The organism is Bacteroidota bacterium, from assembly GCA_030706565.1.
Taxonomy (GTDB): domain Bacteria; phylum Bacteroidota; class Bacteroidia; order Bacteroidales; family JAUZOH01; genus JAUZOH01.
The window spans coordinates 1-5440 of record JAUZOH010000263.1 but is presented as its reverse complement, the minus strand read 5'-3'; the positions used below and the strand labels follow the sequence as shown (position 1 = coordinate 5440).

The 5440-nt window shown below is 36.0% G+C and carries 5 protein-coding genes; 1 reads left to right on the top strand and 4 read right to left on the bottom strand.

Going from position 1 to position 5440, the window contains the following annotated elements; all coding sequences use genetic code 11:
• Positions 1 to 332 precede the first annotated feature (332 nt).
• From Q8907_12170 to Q8907_12155, 4 genes are all read right to left on the bottom strand, one after another.
• Positions 333 to 899, bottom strand: coding sequence for a pentapeptide repeat-containing protein (locus tag Q8907_12170; protein MDP4275026.1), 567 nt, complete (start codon positions 897 to 899; stop codon positions 333 to 335).
• A gap of 151 nt (positions 900 to 1050) precedes the next feature.
• Positions 1051 to 1359 (bottom strand): hypothetical protein, encoded by a 309-nt coding sequence (locus Q8907_12165; GenBank protein MDP4275025.1) that lies wholly within the window; start codon positions 1357 to 1359, stop codon positions 1051 to 1053.
• 66 nt (positions 1360 to 1425) lie between these two features.
• Positions 1426 to 1722, bottom strand: coding sequence for a hypothetical protein (locus Q8907_12160; protein ID MDP4275024.1), 297 nt, complete (start codon positions 1720 to 1722; stop codon positions 1426 to 1428).
• 218 nt (positions 1723 to 1940) lie between these two features.
• Positions 1941 to 2285, bottom strand: coding sequence for a hypothetical protein (locus Q8907_12155; GenBank protein MDP4275023.1), 345 nt, complete (start codon positions 2283 to 2285; stop codon positions 1941 to 1943).
• Between the two features lie 506 nt (positions 2286 to 2791).
• On the opposite strand from Q8907_12155, the gene Q8907_12150 reads away from it, so the two are divergent.
• Positions 2792 to 5038: a DPP IV N-terminal domain-containing protein gene (locus Q8907_12150; protein ID MDP4275022.1), complete on the top strand. Its 2247-nt coding sequence runs from the start codon at positions 2792 to 2794 to the stop codon at positions 5036 to 5038.
• Positions 5039 to 5440 lie beyond the last annotated feature (402 nt).

Genomic DNA, 5440 nt, shown 5'->3' with positions numbered 1-5440 from the left:
TAATGAGATAATGGGATAATGAGATAATGGGATAATGAGATAATGAGATAATGAGATAATGGGTTAATGAGATAATGGGATAATGAGATAATCAAAAAGAGAAAAGGTAGAAGATTTTTGAATTTTTAATTGCCGTTGGCTTTAGCCAACGGATTGATAGTAGGGGATTTAAGTGGGCTTTAGCCCAATAGATTGATGTTGAGTTATCTTGAGTGAAAATTTTATTATGGGAAAATGAGATAATGGGGTAATGGGTTAATGGGATAATGAGATAATGGGTTAATGAGATAATGGGTTAATAAGATAATGTGCTAATGGGATAATGATTGGGATTATTTTTCTTCAATTTCCAGGTCATACTTATCAAGAAGTCCTGCAATTCCTGTTAAAGAAAATCTCGCTTTTTTAATCCGGTTCAGTTCCGGATCAATTGAATAGTTGTAAGAAGTCCTGAAGTCGACTTTCTCAATATTGGTGTTTTCGAATTTTGCATTCCGCAGATCGCAGTTGTCGAAGACTGAAGCGGCTAAATCACATTCTGTAAAATCAGTTTCCTGCAAACTGGAATTTTTAAAGGTTGTTTCCCTGATTTTAGTCTGATAAAAGGAAGAATCATTGAGGGTACAATTTTCAAAAGAAAAGGAAAGCCCGCTTTTGTTGCAGTTGTAAAAAAGTAGTCCCAGCATTTTGCAGCCGGCGAATTTTGTGTCGAGGAAAGCCGCCTGGTATAGATTTGCCAGGCTCAGGTTGCATTCCTTAAAATTGCATTCTATAAATTTTATTTCAGAGAAATCTGCTTTTGAAAAGTCGCAATTTTTGAAAACACAGGTATCATACTCTCCTTTTTGAAGAGAAGTAATTTTTTCGAATTTTTTATCTTCTATATAAGGGAAGGCCATTTTAATTGATTACTAACAAAATAGGTAATTGTAATTATTGGCTAATATATGGTAATTTCCCCAAAAGCAGGTGACTTTGGTTAAAAAAAATTCCTGCTCATATTAAAGGCAGGAATTCTTTGAAATATTTATAGATCAAATCGTATTTTTACTAACGTTTATCTGTGATTCCAAAATCTTTCCAATGACTTTGATCAAAATTAAGTTTGATGATTTTTTTAGCCTTTTTTACCTGAGTTTTGACTTCATCTAATCTTTGGTTAGCCTGCCTTGTTCTGGATTTTGCTTCAGTTTTTAATTTATCTATTTGTTCGTTCTCGACTTTTATAACATTGTTGCTTTCTTCCAAACGGGCAATAAAATTTTCATCGAGTCCTTTGTTTTTAACCAGTTCAATTTTATTTTTCAGGCCGTTAATGAGAACCTGGGTTTTGTAAGTCTGATCTGAAAAAATTTTCATTTCAATTATTTTAAATAAAGAGGATATTTTTAGCTTTCCTCCATCAGCCATTTATACATTCGAGAATTAATAAAAACTTTTATGGGGGCTTTTTCTTTTAAAAATACCTGTCAGCATATTTAGCTTATCATCAGCTTTGAAAAACTTGAAACCCAACAAAGTCAAACTTTGTTTTATGTCCCGCCTTTTTGAACTGATGCTTCTAAATTCAAATGCTGTATCTATAATTTTCAGATATGGAGAACGTTCTTCTTTGCCAATATCGTTTTGTAACTTTTGTATTAAAGTGAACGCTTCTTCTTCTGATAAATCCCATACATTTTCCTGAGTCAGATTTTTAAAATCTATAATTTGTTGTTCCATAGTAGTTTGCTTAAATTGTTTTAAGCAAATTTAATTTTTTTTGTTTTTTATTTAATCCAAGAAATAGTGCATTTTATATATCATATATAATATAATAAGCAATAGATCAATATGTTATAAAATGTTAAAAATTGTTAAAAATGGCTCTTGGGTTAAGTGTTGAAAGCGACTCGGAAATTGACCAGCAAGTAAATACAGATATGAAATGAAAGGCTCTTTTATCCGGGTACAGCAGGAACTTCGATTTTCATATTTCCTGTGCTTTTTATAAAGGTTATATTCAACAAAACTGTACATTCACTTTCTGATTCTGAACCCGGATCTGTAAAATCCTTTAAAGTTAAATAATTCTTCAGAGCTGAATAAAGATTATAAATCAAGTGTTCTTCAATAACAATTTTGATGCATATTTCAACATCTGAAAACATGTGGAAATCTGAAATATAACCATAGGAATTGATGATATTTTCAATCTCCAATATTGTTTTATTCCGTTCTGTTTTACAATATCCTTCCCAAAACAGGTTTTCTCTGTTTAAAATGGCCCAATATGAATTATTCATAAGTTTTAAATGTTTTCCCGGATATTTGGCTGTTTGTTGAATAATCTCTTTAAAAATTATAAAAATCTAGTTGTTAAACTTTTTTTGGAAAATTATTTATTTGTCCTAATCAAATTTACCCTGATTTTATATTCCAACCAAGGATATTGTTTCCCTCAATTTGCTATTTTTGAAACATGATTCATGACGGAAAATATCAAAATAATTTATACCACAAATTTGGCAAAGGCCTTTACGAATGCTGGATTTTATAGCTTCCAATGCTTACGGGACAGAGCCGTCCTTCTTCTCCTGATTTAATTCCATTTATTAAACCCAGCTCTTTTACTGGGTATGTAAAAGATTCAGGACAAGGCTAAAATTTCACCAAAGCTGCTTACACCTTTTGAACACCTTGGCGGATGTTGAGTTAATTTCTGCATCCCGATAGAAGTTTGCATAAAATAATCGTATCAAAAACATTCATATTGAAAATTATATGAGTGCCTTTTAATTAAAATTCGTTTATGATGAAAGACATCAGAAAATTTATCCTTTGTTTTGCCATAGTTTTTTTATTTGCAGGTTCCCTTTTTGCTCAGGTTAGTGTTGACGATTACAACCGGGCCGATTCAACTGAAAAGTGGAAAGATTTGGTTTATAACGGAAATGTGGCTGCTACCTGGATAGAGAAGACAGACCATTTCTGGTACCCGGTTAAGACCCGCAAAGGCTGGGAATATTTCCTGGTTGATGCACAAAAATTGCAGAAGAACGAAGCTTTCGACCAGAAAAAACTCTGTGAGAAACTCAGAACAATCAATAAAAAAGTATATAAACCTTATTCCCTTTTTTTGAAAGAGGTGAGTTTTAGTAACAATCTAAAGGAGATGAATTTCTCCCTGGATGGGATGAAGTATGTATACGAATTAACCCACAACAAGCTTGTTCAAAAGGGTAAGGTTGAACAAGCTGCTCCTCAGAAATATTGGTCGGAGACCGATGATGAGCGAAAAGGTCCTCCTGTTGTTTCGGGTGACAATCAATGGGAGGCATATATCCGGGATTATAATGTTTTTATAAAAAACAGGAATACCAGTCAGGAGATACAGCTGAGTTATGACGGTTCCGAGGGTGAATATTATTCGGCAAATTTGCAGTGGTCGCCAAATTCAAAATATCTGATCACAAACAAAATCAGGGCGAATGTACCTCATTATATTTATTTCGTAGAGTCTTCACCCAAAACGCAGTTGCAACCTGTATTGCAAAAGAGGGATTATCTTAAACCCGGCGATGCACTGCCCATTCGTAAACCTTCTCTTTTCAATGTGGAGGATAAAAAGCAAATTCCGGTTAATACAGACGTTTTCGAAAACCAGTTTGACCTGGGGAACCTTAGTTGGAGGAAGGATAGCCGAGGATTTACCTTCGAATTCAACCAGCGCGGGCATCAGGCTTACCAGGTAGTTGGAGTCAATCCGGAAAATGGTTCGGTTAAGTTGTTGATCAACGAAACCAGTAAGACCTTTATTGATTATAGCGGAAAACATTACCGCCATGACGTGGATGACGGGAAGGAGATTATCTGGGCTTCTGAACGCGACGGATGGAATCATCTCTATTTATATGACGGGCAAAACGGGGAAGTAAAAAATCAAATTACCAAAGGCGAATGGGTGGTCCGTGAAGTTGTAGATGTGAACGACAGTCTGCGGTATGTTATTTTTAAGGGGAGTGGTAAAAATGCCGGGGAAGATCCTTATTTGATCCATTACTACCGTGTAAATTTCGACGGTAGCGGGTTGACCGACCTTACCCCGGAATTGGCCAATCACGATGCAACCTACTCGGCCGACCGGAAATTTCTGGTAGATACTTATTCTAAGGTCGATCAACCCAGAGTTACAGTCTTAAGAAGTGCTGCAGACGGGAAAGTACTTCTGTCACTGGAAAAAGAAGATATCAGCGATCTTTTGGCAAAGGGCTGGAAGATGCCGGAAGTTTTCGTGGCCAAAGGAAGGGACGGGAAGACGGATATATGGGGAAATATTTACAGGCCATCCAATTTTGATCCTTCGAAGTCTTATCCTGTAATCGAATATATTTATGCTGGTCCGCAGGGTTCCTTTGCTGCTAAATCATTTAATCCTGTTTTCTGGCCTGGCTCGGGACTGGCAGAATTGGGCTTTATTGTAGTCCAAATGGATGGCATGGGAACTTCCTGCCGTTCCAAGGCTTTTCATGATGTATGTTGGAAAAATCTGAAAGACGCCGGGTTCCCCGACAGGATATTGTGGATCAAGGCTGCTGCCCGGAAATATTCCTGTATGGATACTTCAAGGGTTGGAATATTCGGGGCTTCTGCCGGCGGACAAAATGCTTTGACCGCTTTGCTGTTTCATCCTGAGTTTTATAAAGCTGCCGCAGCCTCTTGCGGCTGCCACGATAACCGTATGGATAAAATGTGGTGGAACGAACTATGGATGGGGTATCCCATAGGCCCTCAATATGCGGAATGCTCGAATGTGGTGAATGCTCCTAAACTGAAAGGCCATTTATTGCTTATCGTTGGAGAGGTGGATGATAATGTTGATCCCTCTTCGACCATGCAGGTTGCCGATGCTTTGATCAAAGCTAAGAAAGATTTTGACTTTCTGGTTTTACCCGGAATGAACCACACCCTGGGCGGTACGTATGGAGAGCGCAAACGGCGAGATTTCTTTGTCAAATATTTGCTGAATCAAACTCCGCCGGATTGGAATAAACAATAAGTTAATGAAAAGAGTGATAAGCTGATTTTATCACTCTTTTTATTGCTTCAAGTTTTGATTTTTAAATTTTATAAACAATAAATCAGCCGGGAAAACTACTTTTTAAATAAAGCATAACTGGTTTTATCAGGTCATTAACAGTTTCTGGCTTTCATCAAGGATTGTGTAATATTTTTGCCTGTAAAAGTTTCAAATAACGTAACGACTTCAGATTAAAACTTTTATTCCGTTTTGAATTATCCACGTAAACGGCATAATAATCCTGAGCATTTAATTAAGCCAATACTCTTGGCATCATTATTAAAAAAGTAATTGATTAAAGTTTCGCAAGTAAATATCTCCCTGAACGGAATAAAATTTAATAACTGAGATTTAATGTTCATCATGTCACATAGAAATAAT

Coding starts and splice junctions, on each gene's coding strand:
- Q8907_12170 (MDP4275026.1), bottom strand. CDS start 899: ATGGCCTTCCCTTATATAGAAGATAAAAAATTCGAAAAAATTACTTCT.
- Q8907_12165 (MDP4275025.1), bottom strand. CDS start 1,359: ATGAAAATTTTTTCAGATCAGACTTACAAAACCCAGGTTCTCATTAAC.
- Q8907_12160 (MDP4275024.1), bottom strand. CDS start 1,722: ATGGAACAACAAATTATAGATTTTAAAAATCTGACTCAGGAAAATGTA.
- Q8907_12155 (MDP4275023.1), bottom strand. CDS start 2,285: ATGAATAATTCATATTGGGCCATTTTAAACAGAGAAAACCTGTTTTGG.
- Q8907_12150 (MDP4275022.1), top strand. CDS start 2,792: ATGATGAAAGACATCAGAAAATTTATCCTTTGTTTTGCCATAGTTTTT.